The sequence below is a fragment of the Methylotuvimicrobium buryatense 5G genome, from assembly GCF_000341735.1.
GTDB classification, from domain to species: Bacteria; Pseudomonadota; Gammaproteobacteria; order Methylococcales; family Methylomonadaceae; genus Methylotuvimicrobium; species Methylotuvimicrobium buryatense.
The window spans coordinates 461871-483094 of the sequence record NZ_KB455575.1 but is presented as its reverse complement, the minus strand read 5'-3'; the positions used below and the strand labels follow the sequence as shown (position 1 = coordinate 483094).

Annotated in this window: 21 protein-coding genes and 1 riboswitch; of the genes, 10 read left to right on the top strand and 11 right to left on the bottom strand. The window is 49.2% G+C overall.

Annotated elements, in window-relative coordinates:
- Positions 1-4: 4 nt before the first annotated feature.
- The 3 genes from METBU_RS23095 to METBU_RS0102265 form a co-directional block, all read right to left on the bottom strand.
- The gene (locus METBU_RS23095) at positions 5-607 is read right to left on the bottom strand and encodes a DUF1353 domain-containing protein (protein WP_017839083.1); all 603 of its coding nucleotides are present in this window, start codon (positions 605-607) and stop codon (positions 5-7) included.
- 663 nt (positions 608-1270) lie between these two features.
- Positions 1271-1822, bottom strand: a complete 552-nt coding sequence (gene def, locus METBU_RS0102270; RefSeq protein WP_017839082.1) for a peptide deformylase — start codon at positions 1820-1822, stop codon at positions 1271-1273.
- Positions 1823-1876: 54 nt separating this feature from the next.
- A complete protein-coding gene (locus tag METBU_RS0102265; RefSeq protein WP_017839081.1) occupies positions 1877-2752 on the bottom strand; it encodes a LysR family transcriptional regulator in 876 nt (291 codons plus the stop codon).
- A gap of 117 nt (positions 2753-2869) precedes the next feature.
- Here METBU_RS0102265 and METBU_RS0102260 point away from each other — a divergent pair, with 117 nt between their 5' ends.
- The 4 genes from METBU_RS0102260 to METBU_RS0102240 all read left to right on the top strand — a co-directional run bounded on the left by METBU_RS0102260 (position 2870) and on the right by METBU_RS0102240 (position 5935).
- Positions 2870-3196 carry an EthD family reductase gene (locus METBU_RS0102260; protein ID WP_017839080.1) on the top strand — a complete coding sequence of 109 codons (327 nt, stop codon included), beginning with the start codon at positions 2870-2872 and terminating at the stop codon, positions 3194-3196.
- Between the two features lie 22 nt (positions 3197-3218).
- The gene (locus METBU_RS23090; protein ID WP_017839079.1) at positions 3219-3839 is read left to right on the top strand and encodes a hypothetical protein; all 621 of its coding nucleotides are present in this window, start codon (positions 3219-3221) and stop codon (positions 3837-3839) included.
- A 43-nt stretch (positions 3840-3882) separates the two neighbouring features.
- Positions 3883-4773 (top strand): alpha/beta hydrolase family protein, encoded by an 891-nt coding sequence (locus tag METBU_RS0102250; RefSeq protein ID WP_138767176.1) that lies wholly within the window; start codon positions 3883-3885, stop codon positions 4771-4773.
- 193 nt (positions 4774-4966) lie between these two features.
- The gene (locus METBU_RS0102240) at positions 4967-5935 is read left to right on the top strand and encodes an MBL fold metallo-hydrolase (RefSeq protein WP_017839076.1); all 969 of its coding nucleotides are present in this window, start codon (positions 4967-4969) and stop codon (positions 5933-5935) included.
- A gap of 117 nt (positions 5936-6052) precedes the next feature.
- On the opposite strand, the gene METBU_RS0102235 is transcribed toward METBU_RS0102240, so the two are convergent.
- From METBU_RS0102235 to mtnA, 6 genes are all read right to left on the bottom strand, one after another.
- On the bottom strand, positions 6053-6409 hold the full coding sequence (locus METBU_RS0102235; protein WP_017839075.1) for a type II toxin-antitoxin system PemK/MazF family toxin: 357 nt from the start codon (positions 6407-6409) through the stop codon (positions 6053-6055).
- 566 nt (positions 6410-6975) lie between these two features.
- Positions 6976-7362, bottom strand: a complete 387-nt coding sequence (locus METBU_RS0102230) for a DUF5615 family PIN-like protein (protein WP_017839074.1) — start codon at positions 7360-7362, stop codon at positions 6976-6978.
- Positions 7359-7589, bottom strand: coding sequence for a DUF433 domain-containing protein (locus METBU_RS0102225; protein ID WP_017839073.1), 231 nt, complete (start codon positions 7587-7589; stop codon positions 7359-7361). Before METBU_RS0102225 ends, METBU_RS0102230 begins: the two co-directional genes overlap by 4 nt.
- A gap of 760 nt (positions 7590-8349) precedes the next feature.
- On the bottom strand, positions 8350-9075 hold the full coding sequence (locus tag METBU_RS0102220; protein ID WP_017839072.1) for a glutathione S-transferase family protein: 726 nt from the start codon (positions 9073-9075) through the stop codon (positions 8350-8352).
- Between the two features lie 571 nt (positions 9076-9646).
- Complete coding sequence (gene cysZ, locus METBU_RS0102210; RefSeq protein WP_017839071.1) at positions 9647-10378, bottom strand: sulfate transporter CysZ; 732 nt, start codon at positions 10376-10378, stop codon at positions 9647-9649.
- Positions 10375-11409: an S-methyl-5-thioribose-1-phosphate isomerase gene (gene mtnA, locus METBU_RS0102205; RefSeq protein WP_017839070.1), complete on the bottom strand. Its 1035-nt coding sequence runs from the start codon at positions 11407-11409 to the stop codon at positions 10375-10377. The genes cysZ and mtnA overlap by 4 nt, the downstream gene beginning before the upstream one ends.
- 112 nt (positions 11410-11521) lie before the next feature.
- Here mtnA and METBU_RS0102200 point away from each other — a divergent pair, with 112 nt between their 5' ends.
- From METBU_RS0102200 to METBU_RS0102175, 6 genes are all read left to right on the top strand, one after another.
- Positions 11522-12832: a TRZ/ATZ family hydrolase gene (locus METBU_RS0102200; RefSeq protein ID WP_017839069.1), complete on the top strand. Its 1311-nt coding sequence runs from the start codon at positions 11522-11524 to the stop codon at positions 12830-12832.
- A gap of 80 nt (positions 12833-12912) precedes the next feature.
- Positions 12913-13620 carry a bifunctional 2-polyprenyl-6-hydroxyphenol methylase/3-demethylubiquinol 3-O-methyltransferase UbiG gene (gene ubiG / locus METBU_RS0102195; protein ID WP_017839068.1) on the top strand — a complete coding sequence of 236 codons (708 nt, stop codon included), beginning with the start codon at positions 12913-12915 and terminating at the stop codon, positions 13618-13620.
- 2 nt (positions 13621-13622) lie between these two features.
- Entirely contained in the window at positions 13623-14303 is a 681-nt protein-coding gene (locus METBU_RS0102190; protein ID WP_017839067.1) for an HAD family hydrolase, read from the top strand.
- The gene (locus METBU_RS0102185) at positions 14294-15043 is read left to right on the top strand and encodes an SDR family NAD(P)-dependent oxidoreductase (protein ID WP_017839066.1); all 750 of its coding nucleotides are present in this window, start codon (positions 14294-14296) and stop codon (positions 15041-15043) included. Before METBU_RS0102190 ends, METBU_RS0102185 begins: the two co-directional genes overlap by 10 nt.
- Positions 15036-15584, top strand: coding sequence for a putative Fe-S cluster assembly protein SufT (sufT, locus tag METBU_RS0102180; RefSeq protein WP_017839065.1), 549 nt, complete (start codon positions 15036-15038; stop codon positions 15582-15584). Before METBU_RS0102185 ends, sufT begins: the two co-directional genes overlap by 8 nt.
- Positions 15585-16302: 718 nt before the next feature.
- A riboswitch (Fluoride riboswitch) is annotated at positions 16303-16389 on the top strand.
- A 100-nt stretch (positions 16390-16489) separates the two neighbouring features.
- A complete protein-coding gene (locus METBU_RS0102175; RefSeq protein WP_017839064.1) occupies positions 16490-18127 on the top strand; it encodes a cation:proton antiporter in 1638 nt (545 codons plus the stop codon).
- A 974-nt stretch (positions 18128-19101) separates the two neighbouring features.
- On the opposite strand, the gene METBU_RS0102165 is transcribed toward METBU_RS0102175, so the two are convergent.
- Positions 19102-20064, bottom strand: coding sequence for a cytochrome D1 domain-containing protein (locus METBU_RS0102165; RefSeq protein ID WP_026129984.1), 963 nt, complete (start codon positions 20062-20064; stop codon positions 19102-19104).
- An 11-nt stretch (positions 20065-20075) separates the two neighbouring features.
- Entirely contained in the window at positions 20076-20636 is a 561-nt protein-coding gene (locus METBU_RS0102160) for an SRPBCC family protein (RefSeq protein ID WP_017839061.1), read from the bottom strand.
- Between the last annotated feature and the right edge of the window lie 588 nt (positions 20637-21224).

Sequence of the window (21224 nt, the reverse complement as noted above, 5' to 3'; positions counted from 1 at the left end):
ATTTTTATAACACGGGCTTAGTCGGCGTTTTATTCGCCTTTCTATGTCCTCTCCATACCAGCCAGCCGCCCAACCACAACGCAAACCAGGAAATGTAATTAACAAACGAAAAACCGTTAATCTCCTGCCCCATCGATCTGAATAATTTATCCCAATCTTTCCGACTCTTATCTTGCCCATAAGGCTCGACAACGCCATTCGATGAGACTTGCCAAAGCTGTGCATACATATAAGCATAATCATGCACCAACCCGGGAATCAGCAACAAACCGGTCGGACTCAGCACGGCCCACAATAGTCTCGGGATCGAAGCGCCGTCGAATTCAAAGCCTTTGGGTATAACAATCTTGGAACCATCGGACAATTCGTAATACCAATTTTCGGTTAAAACCCATTTTCTGACTTCAAAAATTGAAGCCACTAACTTTTGTAGTTTTGTTTTTTGATTTTTTGTAGGTATAGGCACCGGTTTAACGACCGGCATTGAATCTAAAGAGATAGCTGGCAAGGCATCCAGATGTATAAATATTTTGATGATATACAACAACAAATAAGCTGCCAGAAGCACAGTGGCAATCCAACCAATGCAGTAAATGAAATCGAGCATAAATCCCCCTTCGAATTATTTTATTGAGGCTAACAACAACCTGCTTTCTAACCACTAACAACCAGGCTTCCTATGACTTGAAAAAACGGTAACACTACAACAGCAATTCCCAATTTGGAGATCAAAAAGGGTGTGGGGTATGCTTGGCGAGGATGTCGGCAGCAGGGCAGATTTTTGCTCTTCGGCAATTGCTGAGTTACATGGATGTAATGAATGCAGAAAATGCAGGAGCATTTTTCTGCCCTGCCCTACTACACGCCATCCTTGGCGTTCGAGCTGCCGCCAAGCCCCCATGGATGGGTTCACGGCGATCCTCGATAGACACATCCCATACCTTTTGTTCTTAGACGGTTTTTCAATCAAAAAGGAGTAGAACAAGCTCCATGATGGGTTTCCGCTTCGCTCCTACCCATCCTACTCATAAGCGACAACTTAGTGTCTATTCTATAGTGTATTTGTGGCTTTTATTCGTCACATATCGGCATGGATTGCCGATATCCAGGTTACATGTGTGTGAAGCTAAGCATTGCCATCCCTGGCCCTGGATTCCGCCAATCCCTGGCGGAATGACGCGTTTTTCCTTGAGTTGGCGCCTATGCCCGCCCTACTCCTGGATTATTTGAAATGCTTTGGCACAAAGGCTGGATTTTAGAAGCTTAACCATCACACCGCACTACTTTCGGTAATCAATTTCTGAAACTCCTGTTCTGAAACGATATCGCGATTCGTTTCGACACGATCGAGATAAACTAACCCATCCAAGTGGTCGTATTCATGTTGAAAAACCCTCGCGACAAAATCCTCCAAAATCAGTGTCCGCCTGACTCCCAGCTGGTTAAGATAACTAACGCTAATTTTGCGAAACCGAGGTACTAAAGCCCGAATGCCGGGAATACTCAAACAACCTTCCCAATCCTTTGCGACCTCGTTCGATAACACATTAAATTCGGGATTGACCATCACAGTTGGATCCATAGTAGGAGCCTTAGGATATCGAGGCGTGGAACGCGAAGCAACGATCATTATCCTAAACGATTCGCCAATTTGTGGAGCGGCCAAACCAACCCCCTCGGTACTTGCCAATGTTGCCTGCATCGCAGCAATTACATCGATCACAGACGGGTCGTCAACTCGTTCGACCGGCATGGCAATTCGCCTTAGGACCTGTGCACCGATTTGCTCGATAGCGCGGATGTTCGTATTACTATTCATCATTTTTCATTCGACTAAAAAAACCTACAAAAGAAGCCGACTCAAAAGTCCTGTCGTCTAAAAGCCTTGCTGCAATTTTGCGATCAAGGCTTGCCGTTCGGGCTTTGGCGACACTTGCGTTTGAAATATCGCATGGATATCACGGACGATTTCAGGCTCGATCAAGTTGCGATAATCGACAAGTCCAGTATCTTTCGGAACAGAAAATTCAGGCATCAACGCCACCCCCATGCCGGCACGAACCATATTCAAAATCCATTCCTCGCTATTACTCCGATAGGCCGCATACAAATCGATATGCAAATCCCGACAGACACTTTTAAGTTTTTCGCGTAACTCGCAATTGAGCCTATCTAGATAAGGCTCGGATTGCAAAGTTTTTAAATCGATGTTCTGCATTTGCTTAAATCGATGCTGATTACTGAAGGCGACGACGTAACGCTCCCGATATAGCAATAATGACTGAAAGGGCCGGACCGGCAAAGCAATCGGCGCACTGATCACCAGATCGAGATACCCCGCATCCAATTGCCTAAGCAAATTACTCTCGGTATCGACAATCAACTCCAGCTCGATACGAGGAAAATCGCGTTGAAAATCTGCGAACACCGGACTCAAACTCTGCGAGCCGACCGTATTCATCATACCGACCCGAATTGGCACAGTATTCAGGCGGGTAAATCGTATCGCTTCGGCTTTGATGGCCTGCGCTTCAAGAAAAATTCGGCGAAGATTCGGCTCGACCAAACGACCTAACGCGGTTAAGTGGCATCCCCCTCTATCCCTAACAAAAAGTTCGCCGCCCATCTCTTCCTCAAGTTTTTTAATCGCTTGCGTCATCGAAGGCTGTGAGACATAGACCGCTTGTGCTGCGCGTGTGAAAGTACCTTTATCGCAAACCGCCAAAAAGTAACGAATTTGATGCATTTCCATAACAGCTAGCCTAATTGCATAGAGAAAAACTATCCTTTCATAGAAAGGGGCTATTTTACATAATCAATAAATAGTTGTTACATAACGCTGCTTATTAAAGATCTATACGAGAAACTTATGCAAGCGGCAAAGTTAATTGTCATGTATCCTAAACCGACCGACCCGGATATCTTCGAGCACCGTTATACGGAAGAGCACGTACCTATGGCCGTAGAAAAAATGGTTGGTAAAACTCGTTTCGTCGCCTCATTAATAATTTCGACTGCCGATGGCAAGCCGGCGCCCTATTACCGAATAGCCGAAGTCTATTTTCCGTCGATGCCGGCTCTAGAAGCCTGTTTGAATTCAATCGGCGGGCAGGAAACGGCTAAACATGCCGTTGAAATTTCCAGCGGCGGCGCTCCATTATTCCTAATTTCCGAAGTCGAAACTGTCGACTTTTAGCCAACCCCAACAGGAGACTGTGATGAACAAAGGCAAAATAACTATAAATCGTTCACGGATCTTACCCTATCGTCGTTTTTTCGAACAATTGTTGATCGCAGCTTTTTTACTCTCGTGCTTGATTATCGTTTCTCCGGCGCATGCACATCGGGGGGCCGTTGATGAAATCGACGCCTGCAATATCCGTGTCGGCGTCGATAGCGTCCACTTCACCGCTTACACCCCTGAATTATCGGGTAGCAAAGGCTATTGCAATGCTATTCCGCAAGTCGGTCAAACGCATTTAGTCTTTGACTACGGCGGCAAGGCGTTGCGCACGATCGACGTGGAATTCGAAATCACGAAGGAGCCGGAAGGCACCCGAATTTTTTATCAAGAACCGCAAAAAGTCAAAACCGGATCGTTTAGCGGCATTGTCGACTTTAGCCAGTACGGCGCGGGAAATTATTTGGCCCATATCACGATCGTCGACAACGATAAGCAACTCGATTCGCATATCCCTTTTTCAGTAGGACTCGAAGATCCCGACAGCTTCAATTTTAAGCCATTACTGTTCGTATTCGGCTTATCGGCTTTTGTGGTACTGGCATTTATGTATGTGAGTAAGGATAACGACAAACCTAGCAATACGCCGGAAGCCTAATCTGCAGCGCATTTAACCCAATTTTAAAATCCGGAATGCGTCAATGATTGATTTCTCAACTATAAAACCCCACCTGACCAAACGAAACATGTGGTTGGCAGCGATTTTTCTGCCACCCATTCTGTTAGTGTTAATCATGTTGTTGATGGAAACCGGGAGCAGTGATTATGCTCAGATGGGCAACGCCGTTTACCGGCCCGAATCATTTCAAGGCCAGTGCCAAACAGAACAGCTCAAGGGAGCTGCCGGCGCCACCCACGGCGAATCCACCGCAGACGGAATTAAGTTTAACGTACGCACACCTTTAAATTACGATCCCACAGTACCTCATCCCCTGCTATTGGTATTATCGCCTGCCGGTTCTAATCGAGCTAAAACCGAAAAAACGACCGATCTAACACTAGCGGCAACAACCGCCGGTATGATTGTCGCCTATGCCGACCATCCACCTCTATCACCCACCACGGCTGTCGAGCTCGGCACCATTCCCGAGCTCATCGCAAAAAAATGGTGTATCGACGATAAAAGAATCTATATCACCGGTCATTCCGACGGAGGCACATCCACCATGGCCTTGGCATTCATGTCCGGTACCAAACATATTCCAAGCGCCATTGCACCCAGCGCGGCCGGCATCAATTATGAGGAGTTGCGCGAACGCCGTTGCCCCGACCCGATTCCGGCCATGATCATGCATAGCGCGAAAGACAAGCTGTTCCCGGGTTATGGAAAGGAATCGGCGGGTTGGTGGGCGACATGCAACCAATGCGACCCGATTCCCGAGCCTCTCGATAACGGATGTAGTGCTTACACGAATTGCGCTAACGGTATAAAAACCTGGTATTGCGAAGGCGATAAACCGCATTCGCAATGGCCGAATATCAATGCGACGTTGATCGATTTCTTTGTTTCATCGGGCCGAAAAGAAAAGTAACCTTAAACTCGATTGATCAAACATGACGTTCATCGAATATTTCAAGCAATTGCCGAGAAGTAAAAATACGCAAGCACCAGGGATGGTCTCAATCCAGGCGCCGAATTTTGATCTACGTTGGGTATAAATTAGCGGCCATTCCTTAGCCAACTCGACCTGGACCCAAATCATCCCAGCACTCGGGAGTGCGAACATGAATCAACCAAAACTCCAAACTTTAGCATTCACCTTGGCGATTAGCCTGACGAGCTTAGTTTTGGTCGCTTATTCATCAACTGCGGCCTCTCGATCAAAAGTTCAGTTGCAAGTGTTGGGTGCCGGCGGCCCTGAAATCAACGACCGGCGTGCGGGGAGTTCTTATTTGCTTCGCATCGACGATAAAGCATTAGTCATGATCGATACCGGACCCGGTAGCAGCCTCAATTTTGAAAAAGCCGGAGCCGATTTCAACGATTTGCAGGCCCTGTTATTCACGCATTTTCATGTCGATCACAGTAGCGATTTTCCAGCCTTGGTAAAAGGCTCCTATTTTACCGGCCGTAAAGTTGACTTACCGATCTATGGCCCATCAGGCAACGATCTCATGCCTTCGACAAAGGAATTTATCAATCAATTGTTCGGCAAAACCGGCATCTACCGTTACTTAAACGAATACATCAACCCCGACAGCCCGAGCAATTATAAAATACATGCTCACAACGTCCGTTTCACCAAAAACAAGATACAATCATTCAATATTGCACCGAATTTAAACATCAGCGCCATTTCCGTGCATCACGGCCCCTTGCCCGCTTTAGCCTGGCGAATCGACGCAGAAGACTGCCGCATCGTCATCTCCGGCGACTCCAGCAACCAATACGAAACTTTGGTTAAGCTAGCCGAAGACTCCGACTTACTCATCGCCCACCATGCGATACCGGAACAAGCAACAGGAGCCGCCCGAAATCTGCACATGCCGCCTTCGGAAATCGGCAAAATCGCACAGGCCGCAAAGGCCAAGCATTTAGTCTTATCGCACCGCATGCGGCGAACCGAAGGCATGGAAGAAGAAACCTCGGCAATCATACGCAAGCACTTTCCGGGACCGATCGATTTTGCCGACGATTTGGAGAGTTATCCATTGACCGCTGTGGAAAGTAACTACCGATCGTTCCTAACGTAATTATTCATACCCCTTGAGCACTTTCCTGGGAATGCGGGCGTGACGCGCTTATTCAACCAACCCGATCGTTTTGGTCTGTAAATGGCATCAACAGAATTCAAATTTTTGATGATCCCACTATGACAAACAAAAAAGCGTTTTTAGACGCTGTTCAACTGCGATTTGATCAGCCGAAGCAAACTGCCCTAATTTCGCCAAAATCAGACGATTGTCCAGCGTGAACAGCTTTAAACGAATAATAAATGGTGATGGTAATCCGGCTGCCATTAAGTTTTCAATTTGGGTATCCAAAGGCCAGCCTGAATGTTTCGCGCTGGTAATCATGGACATAACGCTATGACCGATTGGCGAATTAAAGGTTTTGTCGACGGATAATACCAAGGCTGGGCGGTTTTTACTTGATTGCCGATCAGTAAACGGAAAGGGTACTTTGACAATATCGTAACAGCTATAAGTCACGATAGGACTCGTCATCTTCGGGACTATTCCATTCTGACAGTGTGCCGCTAACAGCGGCCAGACAATCAAGACCAAAAGGCGCTATGCGGCGGCCCCATATCCGGCCATCTGCTTCAACTTCCCAGGCTATGGTATCACCGGTGGTTAGGTGCAGTTTTTTACGTTCGGAAGATCAAGGTTTTGATCTTGCGTCGAGACACGCGCATAGCCAATAAGCATCTGGCTACTCTTGAGACCGAGGCATAACTTTACCTGATTAGCAAGTTTCTTCAGCTAAAGCCCAAAAACCAGCATATCCCTAGCAGGACGGGGTTTGCAACCCCGTCCTAAACGTTTTGACTTTGGCCAAAGTTAGCCGAAATGTTTAGGGCAAACCGAAACGTTGGGGACGGGTTAAATAACCCGTCCCGCAGAAGTGGCTACGACTGGCCACTGCTCGGACAATTGGCTTCAGCAAGCTGAAGCATCTTGCTAATCAGGTAACTTTAACTTGAAACCCATCGGGTGAATCATCATGGACACAAAGCACACAGGGGATGTGTTCCCTTATAAAGGAAAAGATTTTCTTGTGACTGGCGATATTAAGCTTCATCCCCTGTCCTCAATTGAAAAGGTAGTAGTCGCATTCGGGTGCGATTTGGATCAACGGTAAGCAATGCGCCGTTTTCCAATTCGGATGCCATTTGCCGCAAGGCAGCGATGACCTGCAATCCGATCACGTCCGGGCTGACATCCTCGGCACGAATTTGCACGACGCTGGGCTTCTTGCCATGTGTAGCGGCAAGGATCGCGCTGAAGTCCAAATCGTGTGTGAGGACCACATAGTCGTTCGCGCTGGCGTAAGCCATGATTTTCGAATCCGGAGCATTTTTTTCACCCAGTGTTGACCAATGCTCAGCTTCAATGCCAGCATTGACTAACAATCCGATCCAGCGCGGGGACAGGTTCATATCGACGAGCAGCTTCATGCGGAGGCTAGTACGACCTCGCGTTCTTCGGCTAGCCAGGCAGCGTAACGAAGCGCCTGCATGATGTCTTCGCGCTCAAGGTAGGGGTAATCGGCGAGAATTTCATCAACGCTGTGTCCCGCACCGATTTGTCCCACAATCATGCCGACCGTGACGCGCATTCCACGGATACATGCTTTGCCACCCATCACATCGGGTTCTTGGGTGATGCGATTCAGTTGTCCCATGCTCTACTCCTTATCGAAACTCGTTGTCATAGTAGTAGTGCGAGAATATAGTTTCAAGAACTATTTGTGAGAATAGAAGCGCCTTGATTCTGTGCGCCGCAGAGATAACGCAACAAGGCTTCTCAAAAAGCTCCGTTTTCAAGAACAACTTATAAAAGGATTGTCCAAAAAAGGGGTCAGGTTTAATTATTAGTTCAACTTACCCCTTTTCTGTCTCCCTTTTTTCGCAGCCTGTCGGAAGTGGACCCTTACTGAATTTGAAGAAGCCAAGCACCAATTTGCAGTAGAGCAGCGGCACGGCATCACAATGTCATGTGTTAGGGAGATTGCGGAGGCAACTCTGCACGGATAATTCGCCAAACATCAGCAATTCCCAGTTTGAGCAGTTTCGCCGATTTTAGGGTGTGGGGTATGCCTGTCGAGGAACGCCGTAAACCCATCCATGGGGGCTTGGCGGCAGCTCAAACGCCAAGGATGGCGTGTAGTAGGGCAATGCAGGGCAGAAAAATGCTCCTGCATTTTCTGCATTCATTACATCCATGTAACTCAGCAATTGCCGAGGAGCAAAAATCTGCCCTGCTGCCGACATCCTCGCCAAGCATACCCCACACCCTTTTTGATCTCCAAATTGGGAATTGCTGCGCCAAGCATCGCCACCAACTCGGACGCGCAAAAACTACGTTACGCTCCGCTTTTTAAAGGGGTTCAGGTTGAATATTAAATAAACTTGAATCTTTTTTCGGACCCTTTTTTCGCCGCCTCAACGATAATCCTGATAGAGTCGTTCGACCCAGCTTAGCTTGCCGGCCCAGGAAGCCGTGAGGGATTCGAGCGGCTCTGGATAGACTGCGGGCCATTCGACGCTGAATTTCCGGATTTTGCACAGCGGCGCCAAGAATGACGCCACAGCGATGTCGGCGCGCGTGAAGCGGTCGCCGACCATGAAACGGCGGCCTTTCAGGTGTGCGTCAATTTTGTCGATCGCTTTCTCTAAACGTTGCTGCGCGAGTTTGACCGTGCGCGGTTCGATCATCATCAGTTTACGCATTTGCAGACGCAATTTAGGATAAATGACTGGCATGATCGGACGGCCGTACCAGGGACCGTTGGCGGTGAAGATCGGGATCAACAGGCCGGGATGGTCTAAGAGCGTGTCGTAGCAGACCGCCCTAACCGCTACGCCGATGCGTTCGTCGGCGAATTTTTCCCAGTATTGCGCCTCTTCCTTTAATTCCGGTTCGCCCGGCGTCAGCGGCGTGTCGGGATAACGCGAGTCGAGATAGTCGATAATGTCGCTCGAGTCTTGTATGGCCTTGCCGGAATCGACCAGAACCGGTACCGTCGACTCGGCAGCCAGCTTCTTCGTGGTTCGTGCGTGCAGTCCCGGCAACAGGTTCCGGGTCCGGTAATCGAGTTGTTTGTGGTCCAAGGCCCAGCGAACCTTTTCGCAGTAATGCGAAATCGGAAATTGATAGAGTGTACGCATATCGTAATACTCGCGGTGGATTGTAAGTGGCTTGTCGACGCCAGCGACCTCAGCCGCAGATCGGGAGTCTCAAGAGCGAATTTGAGCATTAAGCATCTTGTAAGCGGATTTTAATGTGCTGTTTGCCCCTTAGAAGTTAAACTCTACACCCTACCGTATTACCATTCAGTTTCTTCGCAATGAAAACCAATGGATTCAGGTTTTGGAATAAACAAGGTTAGATCCAAGTTATATCGTATCGCTTGCTTTCCGCCTTCCTCCCCTCCTTTCCTGCTGCTTTCCTGCTAATGTACCAAGCAAACCCAGAAAGATGCAAAGAAGTTGGCCTCCAGCGGCCTTGATGCCAAAAGCAAAAGCCCAGGAATTGCTGGCACTGATCGCAGAAGACCCGTATCGGAAGCCGCCTCCGTTTGAGAAGCTGATTGGTGATCTTGCGGGTGGGCTATTCACGGCGGATTAATATTAAGCAACGCCTGCTCGAAAGATCGGGGTCAAGCATTTAGTCTTATCGCACCGCATTCTGTCCCGCAATACCGGAAATATTGCGCTATCCATAGCACTACTCCTTGATTCATTGCGTAGTCTCGCCCTCCCCAGCCTGCAATACATAAATAGTCGCCCCAATCACGGCGGCCGGCGCGACGATGATATTTACTATCGGTAAGGTTAATCCTACCATCGTGACGCCGCCGAAGCTCATCGAACCGAGACGAATGCTTTTGAGTACTTTTCGTTGCTCGGAAAATAACAAACCGGCATTTTCCAATGGATAAGCCATGTATTCCAATGCCGCACCCCAAGCCCCGAACAAACCCCATAAAAAAGGTGCCGCGATATTAATACCGGGAATGATCGACACAATTAACAACGGCAATGCCCTACTACCCAAATAACCGAAGCGCTTGAATTCGGCCAGGATGATTTTGTTGACGGAATGCGCGCCGGCCTCAAGCTTTCGGCCCGTAATGAGTTCCGCCGATTTTGCCGACAATGCGCCGTAAAACGGCGCCGCAATCAAATTCGCCAAAATGGTAAACGTGAAAAATCCGGCGATAAAAAAACTGAGAAAAAACAGCGGCCATAAAACCCAGCTTAACCATGACAACCAGTCCGGGATAAAATGCGCTATGAGGTCGGCAACATAATAATACCCGAGTACCAACACCGCGCTATAGAGCACGAGATTAATCAAAACCGGAATCACGATAAATTTGCGCAATTCCGGCTTAAGTGCCCAACGCAGGCCGCGAAAAAAACAACTCACTGCCCAGGCCGGATTATTGCCTTTTTTGGAAAATTTCATAATTTAAGACTCCCCATGCCATTTTCCGATGGATTCAATACCACGCCGCGCTCGGTCACGATCGCCGAAATCAATTCGACCGGCGTCACATCGAATACCGGGTTCCAAGCACTGACCAAGGATTCCTGATTATAACTATCCGGTAACAATTCATTAGGTTCGCGCTGTTCGATTTCAATACCGCCACCGTCGGCAAGATTCCAATCGATCGTCGATAACGGAGCCGCTACCATTAACTTGACGCCATGCTGTTTAGCCAATACCGCCAACGAATAGGTGCCGATTTTGTTTGCGGTATCGCCGTTCGCCGCAATCCGATCGGCACCGACGACGATCCAATCGACCGCACCCGACTTCATCAACCAAGCTGCTGCTGAATCGGCTATCAAGGTCGCCGCAATATCGTCTTGAGCCAATTCCCATACGGTCAGTCGGGCGCCTTGTAACCAAGGGCGAGTTTCTCCCGCAAAGACTTTATTTAAGCCTCGCCGGCAGGCGCTTCGAATCACGCCGAGCGCCGTACCGTAACCGCCTGTCGCCAAAGCTCCGGCATTACAATGCGTCAAAACGCCTTTAGCCCCACCGATAATGTCGGCGCCTAACTCGCCGATTCGATGATTCGCGGCAATATCGTCCTGATGGATTTCTACGGCCAAGGCTTGTGTTGCCGCCACCGGATCCTCCGGTTGGGAATTTAAAAGCGCTTTCATCCGGTCCAAGGCCCAAAATAAATTAACCGCAGTCGGGCGCGATGCCGCCAGCCGTTCGATATCGGCAAACACCTTATCAGACCAATTTACCGAACGATCGTGACAATGCTGCTTCACCGACAACGCCACACCGTAGGCCGCCGCAATACCGATCGCGGGCGCTCCGCGCACACGCATAGTTTTTATGGCTTCAGCGACTCCCAGCGCATCGCGGTAGTCTTCATAAGCGATAGTTTCGGGAAGCAGCCTTTGATCCAGGACTTTTAACGAATCGCCTGTCCATTGCAGGGCTTGTACCGCTAATTGTTTGGGTTCAGTCATTGTTTATCGAATAGGTAGGAAAAAAAGTTATAATTCGGTTTTTATAGCCATTGCGTTGCATACTATCGGCATACACTGCTCGTAGGCTATTCATTTAATTTGGAAACCGTTCATGAAAGTCGATATTGCTATCAATGCGCGCTGGATTATACCCGTTGAGCCCGAATCCGTAACCTACGAGCATCATACGTTGATTATCAACAAAGGTCGTATCGTCGACCTATTGCCGACAACGGAAGCCTCGCAAAAATACCAAGCCGGTTCGGTGGAGAATCTCGACCGTCACGCTCTCATTCCCGGCCTAATCAACTGCCATACTCATGCCGCGATGACGCTATTGCGCGGCATTGCCGACGATTTACATTTAATGGACTGGCTGCAAAATCATATCTGGCCGCTCGAACAACAATGGGTCGGCGAAGCTTTCGTCCGGGACGGCACAGATCTGGCGATCGCCGAAATGATACGCGGCGGCACGACCTGCTTTAACGATATGTATTTTTTTCCGGAAATCACCGCGCAACAGGCTATACATCATGGCATACGCGCAGGGATCGGCATGATTCTGATCGATTTTCCGTCCGCCTGGGCCGAGAATGCCGACCGTTATATCGAAAAAGGCTTGGAACTGCACGACCGCCTCCGCCACGAGCCGTTGATCATAACACCGTTTGCGCCGCATGCACCTTACACGGTCTCGGACGAACCGTTACAGAAAGTTAGAACTTTTGCCGACGAACTCGATGTTCCGGTACACATGCATGTTCACGAAACGCGGCATGAAGTCGATGAGGCATTCGAAAAGACCGGTACGCGCCCGATAGCAAGACTCAATGAACTCGGCCTGATCAACCCCTCTTTCGTCGCTGTGCACATGACTCAATTACACGACGACGAAATCGAATTGTTCGCCCGCTCCGGAGCCCATATCGTGCATTGCCCGGAATCTAACTTGAAATTGGCCAGCGGCTTTTGTCCGGTCGCAAAATGCCTCGATGCTGGAATCAATGTCGCACTAGGTACAGACGGGGCCGCCAGCAATAACGACCTGGATATGCTCGGCGAAATGCGGAGTGCCGCGCTCCTGGGTAAAGCCGTCGCAAACGATGCGTCAGCGATACCGGCCATGACCGCGCTTAAAATGGCGACAATCAACGGCGCCAAAGCCTTGGGCCTCGACAACGAAATCGGATCGTTGGCTATCGGCAAAGCGGCCGATATCGTAGCGATCGATTTGAGCGGCATCGAAACCCAACCCATATATTGTCCGGTCTCGCAAATCGTCTACGCGGCAAGCAGACACAATGTTACCGACGTTTGGGTGTCCGGCAAACGCTTATTGAAACAACGACGCCTCACAACACTTGACCTTGCCGATTTAACGCTCAAAATCGACGCATGGCGTCAGCGTTTGTCTCAATAATTAACACTGACTTCAAATCCGCCGCTAGCAATAACCTAGTAATATAGTATACAATTATTCAACCTAAACGGTTCACTCTCATGACAGTTACAGACAACGTACATCTTCACGAAATCAATAAATTCGGCTCGCTTGCGGAACGCTGGTGGGATACTAGCGGCGAGTTCAAAACTCTCCACGACATCAATCCGCTGCGAATCCGTTTTATTCAAGAGCATGCGGAAATTGACGGCAAGCGTATCGTGGATGTCGGTTGCGGCGGCGGCATTCTTTCCGAAGGACTGGCCAAAAACGGCGCAGATATGCTCGGCATCGACTTGAGCGAGGAATTGATCGATATCGCCGATCTACACGGACTGGAATCCGGCATCAACGCGCATTACCGCAAAATTAGCGCCGAAGCCTTGGCCGATGAACAACCCGAAGGTTTCGACCATGTCACTTGCATGGAAATGCTCGAACACGTACCCGACCCGGCATCTATCGTCAGAGCCTGCGCGAAGCTGGTTAAGCCCGGCGGCACGGTGTTTTTCTCGACGCTAAACCGTAAGCCGAAAGCCTATTTATTGGCCATCGTTGCAGCGGAGTATGTATTGAGAATGCTACCTAAAGGAACGCACGATTTCAAAACCTTTATTAAACCTTCGGAGTTGAGCCGCTGGGCACGCGAAACCGGGCTTGAGCTACAAAGCATGGCAGGCATCGAATACAATCCGTTAACCAAGCGTTTCAGTCTCGGCAAAGACATCGACGTTAATTATCTTGCCGCTTTCAAACGAGTCGACTGACTATGGTCTGCGATTTTAAGCTTTCTTGCGTGCTATTCGATCTCGACGGAACGCTTGTCGACACCGCTCCGGACCTAATTGCCTGCCTGAATCACGCCTTGCTTGAACACGGCTTTGTAAATATCCCTAACGAATCGGTTAAGCCCTATATCTCATATGGCGCCGCAGCGATGGTTAAAGCCAGCATTGGCGATACCGTCCGTGATGAAATTCGGCAGGCGGTTCTGAAAACAATGCTCGACCGATATCAAGACAATATCGCCGAATTCACGGTTTTTTTCGACGGCATGCCGCAATTACTCGAAGCCATCGAATCACAAGGTCTTAAATGGGGGGTCGTGACCAATAAGCTTAAACGCTACACCGATCCGCTGATGCAAGCACTCGACCTAACGCAACGAGCAGCCTGTATCGTGAGCGGCGATAGCACCGGCAACAGCAAACCGCACCCCGAACCGATGCTGGAAGGCTGCCGACTGGCCGAAGTAAAGCCACACGAATGCGTTTATATCGGCGATGCGAGACACGATATCGAGGCCGGAAAAAATGTCGGCATGAAAACCTTGGCCGCGTTATACGGCTATTTAAAGCCGGAGGATGTTCCCGAGAATTGGGGCGCCGATGCCTTGATCGATCATCCCCGCCAAATCGATTCATGGATAAAGTCAACATTATGCAATTAACAGGAAAGGTCATTCTGATCACCGGCGCGGGCGGTGGCCTTGGCAGTACGGCTGCCTTGGCCCTCGCCAAACAAGGCGCACAGATCATTTTACTGGACAAAATCATCGCTAAACTGGAAGCGGTTTACGACAAGATCGTCGCTGCCGGCGCACCGGAACCGATCATGTACCCTTTTGACTTAGCCGGCGCAAACGAAAACGATTACCAGGAACTCGCCGACCGGATTGAAGCAAAATACGGCTCGCTGGATGGTTTGCTGCATTCTGCAGTCGAATTCAGCGCATTCGAGCCTTTGGCATTGCATAAAACCAAGGACTGGGGGCATTCGCTGAATGTCAATCTGAATGCGCCCTTTCTGTTATGCAGAGTGCTACTGCCGATCATGCAAAAAAGCGATTCCGCTTCTATCGTGTTCACGTCGGATTCCAAGGCAAGAACCGGTCAAGCCTATTCGGCGTCTTACGGCGTATCGAAAATCGCGCTGGAAGGCTTGTCTAAAATACTGGCGGAGGAACTGGAGTCGGAGGGAAAAATCAGGGTGAACACCTTGATACCGGGCCCTATCGATTCGCCTTTTCGAAAAAGGGCCTACCCGGCCGAGGATAAAAGCCTATTACCGGCAATGTCCTCATTAAATGAGATTTATACCTATCTTTTCAGCGCCGACAGTATCGGTCTAACCGGTCGCATCATCGACGCGCAAACCTTTAAGCAACAACCAACGAATAATCATGGCTGAAAGAGAAAGCATCGTTTTAACGCGGGATGTCAATATCGTCACTATTCCCGACGGCAATGCCGGGACCCTAAGCAAAGGTAGCGTTGTCACGATACACCAATCGCTCGGTAACAACTACACGGTTGTCACCGATTACGGGCACATGGTACGCATCAACAGTGCCGATGCCGACGCCTTGGGCAAAGAGCCTCACGAGCTCCACACCTTAGTCCGCGACACGGATCCTGACGCAGTCGAGAAAAACTGCTGGGAGGTCATGAAAACGGTCTATGACCCGGAAATCCCCGTCAACATCGTTGATTTGGGACTGGTTTATAATTGCGCGGTCACACCGACCGGGGAAGGCAAAAACAGAGTCGACATTCAAATGACGTTGACCGCACCCGGCTGCGGCATGGGCCCCGTCATTCAAAGCGATGTCGAAAAAGCGATACGTGCCCTGCCCGGCGTCGAACGGGTCAATGTTGAAGTGGTACTGGACCCGCCCTGGTCGAGACACATGATGTCCGAAGTCGCCCAAGTACAACTCGGTTTGTTTTAAAATCGCTTGGCAAAACCACAGAGCATTGTATCCGCAACACTATGCTCTCTGTGGTTGTAAAAAATCGCCTTCGCTGAAGGATTATACGCCAATTGCCGTCGTGAATTATTATCGTTCCCGTATGCAAGTTTCCGAGATACGAAAAGCACGCATTATGGCGCCGACTTAACCCAAGACAGTCGAATAAACGCCGACCGACGTGCGAATTTGTAGTTGATTGCAATACTGATTATTGTTGAGCTTTGGTTGATCGGGCTGGGCTTAAAAGGAACAGCCAACAAACGATAAATCAAAGCCTGCAGCAATCGTGATCGTTCTCCTTATTCGGTCATTTTTCTTGCCCGCATCGGCTGTCAATATGTGGTATTTGAGTTGCCGGAAAATTTATTGGAACACGCTCAGGCTCTCCTCCTACTCCCTTGATAGAAAAACCGTTTAAGAGTAAAAGGTATGAGATGTGTCTAGCGAGGATCGCCATGAACTCACCCATGGGGGCTTGACGGCGTTCCTCGACAGGCATACCCCACACCCTAAAACCGGCGAAACTGCTCAAACTGGGAATTGCTGGGGCGCCCCAGGTCCTGACCCTGGCTTTCTTGACAATATGCTAGACCGGCCTGGATAATTACAAGCACTCTCCATGCCTTGTAGGGTAGATGTATGAATATCTTGATAGATGTCAGAATCTTCCCCTGTTGACAAAGGGATGGTACGAAAAAGAAATGATGGCGATGGAGCTCGCCGAAACCGCTTAGCGTTTTTTAGCATTATCACAACGTATCTGGCTGATGGCTCCTACTTTACCGACTTGTAGCGCGAGGTGAGGGCTGTACATGCATAGGCTGAAATATGTCTGCCACACTACAAGTCACGTTGATTAACCCACTCAACTGCAACGTGATGTTATGTTAGAGAGCATTATCTGGATTCTGTTAATGGGATTTTTCGTTGGGCAAATTGCCCGACGACTTCGAGTTCCTGCACTGGTTGGTATGGCGTTGGTCGGCGTTGTGCTTGGCCCCCATGTAGGAAATGTGATTGCACCAGAGGTTTTAGGAGCTGCAGATTCCCTACGCGTGATCGCCGTCATGGTAATTTTAATGAAAGCTGGGTTAGGGCTTGATCGGGAAAAGCTAGCTCAGCAAGGTACCGTAGCATTGCGATTGGGCTTTTTTCCCGGGGCTTGTGAGGCAATCGCCATTGCGTTTGCTTCAATGTGGCTGCTTGAGTTTGACTTTGCCACGGGACTTCTACTTGGTTGCATTATTGGTGCGGAATCTCCCGCCGTTATTGTGCCTGGGATGTTGCGCTTAAAGAGTCTAGGATGGGGAGTTAAGAAAGGTATTCCTGATGCCATATTAACCGGAAGCGCGCTGTCCGATGTCTTGCTTTTGCTGGTCTTTAGTTTACTGGTTGCGTTTTTGTCTCAAACTGCCGCGACGGGAATATCCTTGCCGGGCGGATTAACTCTGACCCCATTGCAATTGCTGCCGCTTCAAATCATCCTCCAAATCAGTTTAGGGGTCTTGCTGGGATGGTTTGCGGCTCACCTATTGGTCTCATTATTAGCCAACCAAAACTGGACGCAAAATGCGGTGCAGGATGCGTTGGTTGCTGCAGGCTTTGCCTTGTTGCTGGTCGTTATGGCGGAAGATTTCCCCGTGTTTTCCGGTTATCTGGCGGTCATGATGACAGGCTTTTTCATGATCGAGATAGATGCTCCATTAGCGCGTCGATTACGCAGTGGCTTTGACAGTTTATGGGTGGTTGCTGAGATCATCCTCTTTGTGCTGTTGGGAGCTAGTATTCAACTTGATGTGCTTGGCAACACCTTTCTAATTGGATTAGCTGTACTAGCAATAGGTCTTTTGATCGGTCGTTCCATCGGCTGGTATCTATCAACTCTAGGCAGCAACTGGACGTGGAAAGAACGGCTATTTCTGCTCCCTGGGAATTCCGCTAAGGCAACTGTACAGGCAGCGATCGGTGCGATTCCCTTGGCTCTAGGCATAGATGGGGGCGAAACGATTCTTGCCTTAGCAGCCCTGTCGATTTTGGTAACAGCCCCGCTTGGAGCTTGGTCTACTCCTTTATTTGCACCGAAACTTTTGGAGCGGGGCGAGGTTGACCCTACCAAAGTTTCGGTGTCGCGGCGGATTGTATTGCTGGCAGCCGTCGACACCTCAGCCTTAGCGACACAAGTGCTGAGAAAAGCGGCGGAGTTAGCCCGTCGTAGCGATGCCGAGGTGGTGGTGCTTCACGTCATTCGAATAGATGATCCTGAAGGAAGCGAGCAACTCAGCCATCAGGCGAGACGAATCCTGGCAGATATTCGTTATCGATTTGTCATTGCCAATGGCTCCGTATCTGAAGAAATTATCCGCACCGCTCAAGATAATGATGTGGCGGAGATCGTCATCGGCAAACGCGGTCATCGTCCCCTGGACGAAGTATTGGTTGGATCAGTTTCTCAAGCCGTGCTGGAAAGCAGTGCGATACCCGTTTTGGTCGTGGAAGATGAACTAGCCTCATCTCATAATTGATCAACAAACCACCTGATTAGCAAGCTTCTTCAGCTAAGGCCCAAAGATCAGCATATCCCTATCCGGACGGGGTTCGTAAGCCATGCGCGTCAAGCTAAAAACGGCCAACCCACATCACGCTATTTCCCAAGCTCCAGCTCTCGTCTTTATAGATTATCTATACCTTTCGCACTTCAAATTTCGGCAGTGCCTGAGGAGGCGCCGGGATGCTCGGCAAAGGCTTTGCCAGCTAGAGCCTAGAACCTACAGGGATGTATTCACGGCGTCCTTTGACGTGCACCCCGGTGCCGAATTTTGATCTACGATGGGTATAATTGTGCAAAAAGTAGCGACCGAGCGCTAAATTGTTGTGTTGTCCGGAAAGGCTATTGGTGTTTGAGCGTTACTGGCTTCGATAGTCGCGACGAAGGCGCCGCTCCCACAGAGAGAGCTGCGGACGCTCTGTGGGAGCGATCCCCTGATCGCGATCTCGAGGTCGAAAGTGTTAAGTCACAATAAATGGTATCGAGGTCTCATTGGTTAAGGTTGCAAAAGGGTAATTTTTGACTTATGTATAACGATGAGAGCTGGAACTTGGGTAACAGTATATTTTAGTTTTTGCGACTACGATTGGCCCCTGCTCGGACACTTGGCCTCGGCAAGATGAAGCATCTTGCTAATCAGGACAATTTATGTGGGCGGGGCAGATCAATGACAAGGTAAACCTTGTATCTTGCTCTGTTAGGAGAAGCGCGTAGTCAAGGGATAATTAGCGCAACCATGCTGTGGGGTATGACCGGATATGGCAAACATAACCCAAAGCGGGTTAAGTCCCTCGGCATTACTCCTTTCATACTAAAAAATCGCTCGCCTTTATTGAAGGTTCGGGATGTGCCTGTCGAAGACTGTCATCAAGCCATCTATCGGGCTTGGCGGCAGCCTGATAGCCATGGAATGAATGCGGATTTTGAATGGAGGAAAAAGTAATATTTGATTCAATCGCCGACGATAAACTGACCGAAGGCCCGGCTGCCGCCGCCCGTTTCGATCGTATCGATCACTTCAAGATTTAACGCATCGATGACCGACACATTGTCATCGAACCAATTCGCAACATAGACAAAACGCCCCCCGGGAAGCGTTCCGATGCCTTCCGGCTTGTCGCCAACTTCTATCACGGCTGTCTCGGTTAACGTTACGGTATCGATCACCGAAACCGTGCCATCGTCTTGATTCGTTACAAACAATAAACTGTCATCGAGCGCCAAAGCCGCCGCATAAGGCAGCATTTTAACTTTCACGGTCGCAATTCGCTTAAGATGATCCCGTCCCAACACCGTAATATCATCGCTCTCGACATTGGCCACATAGATTCTTTCGCCTTTGCTGTCGACAATCAAACCGAACGGGTGCTCTCCAACTTTAGTGGTATTGCGAATCCTCAAGGTTTCAAGGTCGATTTGCGACACCGAATTATCGAGTCGATTGGCGACATAGAGCCAACGGTTATCGGGACTCACGGCCAACCCCGAGGGCGATCGCCCGACCGGAATTGTCTTCTTGACCTTCAAAGTTTGAGAATCGATGACCGAAACGATATTGTTATACCAGTCGGCAATAAATATTGTCGTGCCCGTTTTATCGACCGCAATACCTAAAGCGCCGGCGCTCGCCGGTACCTGAGCGATTAACCGATTGTTTGCAGCGTCGATAACCGCTAATTCGCCCGATTCCGGCGTCGTCACATAGACTCGATCGCCATTCGGCGATACCGCGACGCCGGCCGGCTTACCGGGTACCTTAATCGTTGCAACTACCGAATTCGATACGGTATCAATCACCGAAACGCTATCGCCCAGTTGATTCGTAATAAAAGCACGAGGAGCTGCTGCTAGCGGAAGGGATAAAAAAAACGCGACGGCAAAAGCCATCGCGTTTTTTACGTGTCTTAATAACACCGAAAACAACCTTATTTTTCGGCTAAGGCTTTCAGGTTTTCCAAGCCTTCCTTGAAAATAGCGTTAACGGCAGTATTAGCCGCTTCTTCGTTCATTTCAGCGGGCGGATTGTTATTCATGTAAGCGCGGTAGTAACCAGCCTGCCAGATGACCTGCGTTTTGTCGCCTTTAGCCTTGAGGTCTATGCTGGCCGCGTAGTTGCTAACCGGCAATACCGGTACGTCTTCATCTTGACCGGAGTGCGAAATGGTTTTTTCGACACTCATTTCTTTGATTTTATAGGCATAACTCATTTTTTTATCGTCATGCTTTTTCAATTCTTCGGTAATCGAGCCCCCGTCTTTTAGCGTCAAAACGCGGGTCGCGCCTTTCTTGTTACCGCCCTCACCTGTTGTGCTGGCTACTGCCGGCAACCATGACATATCGTCGAAGTTTTTAATCAATGCCCAGACTTTATCAGCCGGTGCATTAATGGTGATATCCTGCTTTACTTTCTGACGCACAGGGCCATGAGCATGGGCACCGGCTGCAAACAAAAACAAAGCTGAAACTAAGAGCGTGAATTTTTTCATTATTGACTTCCTATTGCGGAAAAGTGAAAAGATAGCTGACTATTATATGCCAAAACACCGATCGCTAAAAACGAGTCGAGGGTTAATACTGCAAAAAAACACCTGAATTTTTCCTGAATTCATGCACCAAGGATTTGTTCATAAACTTATAAAAAGTATATTCTGTCCACGAAACACACGAAAATCACGAAAATATTCAATTAACTATACGTTCCAAGCCGCTCACCCAATGAGGGCTTAAAAAGATTTATGGAACCGCATGAATACTTTACTGTGAAAGTTCGTAGATTTGGACACTTTATCTAATTTTTCGATATACAAAACTCTGTGCTGGCAATACCGGTTCCAGAGAGGGTGCGGTTGCTCGATCGACAGGCGTCGGCGGCAGGGAGCCGCCGTCGAGCCTACATGGACGTATTCACGGCGTCCTGTCGGTCGAGTGACCGCACCCTCCGCCACCAGAGAACTTTCATTTGCCGGGGCGATGGCTAGGCCTTCATGAACGTTAGTGTATTTCTTGGACCGAATGCCGAATTAAGGATAAATAATTTCTATATTATGGAGCCAGCAGTGACCCGCTACAAAGCC